This is a genomic window from Vibrio sp. 1F169 (assembly GCF_041439605.1).
GTDB classification, from domain to species: domain Bacteria; phylum Pseudomonadota; class Gammaproteobacteria; order Enterobacterales; family Vibrionaceae; genus Vibrio; species Vibrio tasmaniensis_A.
In genome coordinates this window covers 1-2067 of record NZ_JBGOOI010000155.1, presented here as the reverse complement: position 1 = coordinate 2067, position 2067 = coordinate 1, and the positions used below count along the sequence as shown (strand labels likewise).

Sequence of the window (2067 nt, the reverse complement as noted above, 5' to 3'; positions counted from 1 at the left end):
ACAGCTCGGAAGGATCCTTCAACCGATCACTTTGGCTTTAACTGATCGGCATTACAACCTAAGTTGACCTTTCATCTAATCTAAACGGTGAAGTTTAAATTAAGCTTTTGCTTCAGCTGCTGCTTTAGCGATAGCTGCGAAGCTTTTTGCGTCAAGTGCTGCGCCGCCAACTAGAGCACCGTCGATGTCTGGTTGTGCGAAGTAAGCTGCAGCGTTTTCTGGCTTAACAGAACCGCCGTATTGGATAACAACTTTCTTAGCAACGTCTTCAGATTTCTCTGCGATGTGTGCACGGATTTGAGCGTGGATGCGTTGTGCATCTTCAGCTGTAGCTGCTTTACCAGTACCGATAGCCCAGATTGGTTCGTAAGCGATGATAGCGCCTTCAAGAGCTTCAACACTTTGAGTGTTGATAACAGCGTCAAGTTGACGAGCACATACAGCAACAGTTTCGCCTGCTTCGTTTTGTGCTTCAGATTCACCGATACAAAGAACTGGAGTTAGGCCGTTCTCTTTTAGGAATGCGAATTTCTTAGCAACGAATTCGTCAGACTCAGCGTGGTATTCACGACGCTCAGAGTGACCGATGATGATGTGAGATGCGCCGAACTCTTTAAGCATTGCTGGAGACATGTCGCCAGTGAATGCACCGCTGTTGTTTAGGTCAGAGTTTTGAGCACCTAGGATGATAGCGCTGCCCGCTTCAGTAAGCGTACGCTCAGCAAGATCAACGAAAAGTGCTGGTGGAGCAACTGCTACGTCTACGCCTGTTACGCCTTCAAGTTCAGCGTTAAGACCGTTTAGTAGATCAACAACCATTTCTTTGCTGCCGTTTAGTTTCCAGTTACCCATAACTACAGGATGACGCATAGGAATATCTCCAAAGTATTTAAATAAATCGAATGTAAAAAAGTAAACTTTATTACGAAATAATATAACAGAATAATATCAACAGATCATGACTGTGGTCATGACTTTCTTGGATCTTACTCAATGGTCAGAGTAGATTTTGAGCAAATATCAGTGATCCGGCAGACAGAATAATAGCTAACTTCTCGGATTTTTCATCGTTAGTTGCTATTAAGGGACAAACGATTGCGTTAACAATAGGAAGTAATAATGCCGAATCTAGTTCTAGAGTACTCAAATTCAGTGGATGAGCGAGTGAATATCCAAGGTTTACTGGAAGACCTTCATCAAGTTACATTAAACTGTGGTTTGTTTGATGTACCTTCTGTGAAGTCTCGTTCACTACGCTGTCATAACTGGTTGGTCGGTGATGAAGAGGACAATGTAGATTTTGTTCATATTAGCTTCGAGTTACTTTCTGGACGTACTGAAGAACAGAAAAGAGAATTGTCGCGTTTGTTAATGCAAACCTTACAAGAACAGGCAAGCCATATCCGTAGCCTAACGGTCAACATACGGGATATGGATAAAAGTTGCTTTCAGAAAGTGATTAACTAGCTAAAAATAATCAACTAACTAAAAGTGATTCACTAACTATTTGCTGCTAACTTTTTGGTAGCGTATTAATTTTTGAGTGTTTTAAGATGTCGATGAAAGATTTACTGCTCTCTTTCAAAGGGAGAATTGGTCGTAAGACTTACTGGATTTGGAATATTTTCTACTACATAGCGATCACTGGTTTTGCTTCTGGTATCTCTGTGTTGTTTCCTGCTTACTCTTACATCCTGCTACCAGTATTCCTATTGCTGCTAGTGATCCCAGATCTTGCGGTCACCGCTAAGCGCTGGCACGACCGCAATAAGTCGAATTACTGGTTACTACTTAATGTGCCCCTAGTACTGGGTCGTTTGGCTTCGCCAATGGCAGCGACTACCACTGAGCCGGTATCGCCAATCCATATGGTTGCGACCGTTGCAGCGTTAGTGTGTGGCTTATGGATTCTGATTGAGTGTGGTTTGTTGAAAGGCACAGAAGGCCGTAATGATTACGGTGAAGATCCCGTTTAAAGGTTGAATGATTGATAAGTAAGAAGGGAGCCTTGTGCTAATGCCGTTCACTTAAGAGTGAACGGCATTTTTGTTCTTAGCATACCGTTGT

At 42.7% G+C, this 2067-nt stretch carries 3 protein-coding genes; 2 read left to right on the top strand and 1 reads right to left on the bottom strand.

What is annotated here, in order from left to right:
• Positions 1-99: 99 nt before the first annotated feature.
• Positions 100-870 (bottom strand): triose-phosphate isomerase, encoded by a 771-nt coding sequence (gene tpiA / locus ACED53_RS23290; protein ID WP_017101334.1) that lies wholly within the window; start codon positions 868-870, stop codon positions 100-102.
• 249 nt (positions 871-1119) lie between these two features.
• On the opposite strand from tpiA, the gene ACED53_RS23285 reads away from it, so the two are divergent.
• Together ACED53_RS23285 and ACED53_RS23280 are read left to right on the top strand one after the other, a co-directional pair.
• A complete protein-coding gene (locus tag ACED53_RS23285; protein WP_004729703.1) occupies positions 1120-1467 on the top strand; it encodes a 5-carboxymethyl-2-hydroxymuconate Delta-isomerase in 348 nt (115 codons plus the stop codon).
• Between the two features lie 86 nt (positions 1468-1553).
• Positions 1554-1976: a DUF805 domain-containing protein gene (locus tag ACED53_RS23280; RefSeq protein ID WP_009848873.1), complete on the top strand. Its 423-nt coding sequence runs from the start codon at positions 1554-1556 to the stop codon at positions 1974-1976.
• Positions 1977-2067 lie beyond the last annotated feature (91 nt).

Coding starts and splice junctions, on each gene's coding strand:
- ACED53_RS23280 (WP_009848873.1), top strand. CDS start 1,554: ATGTCGATGAAAGATTTACTGCTCTCTTTCAAAGGGAGAATTGGTCGT.
- tpiA (WP_017101334.1), bottom strand. CDS start 870: ATGCGTCATCCTGTAGTTATGGGTAACTGGAAACTAAACGGCAGCAAA.
- ACED53_RS23285 (WP_004729703.1), top strand. CDS start 1,120: ATGCCGAATCTAGTTCTAGAGTACTCAAATTCAGTGGATGAGCGAGTG.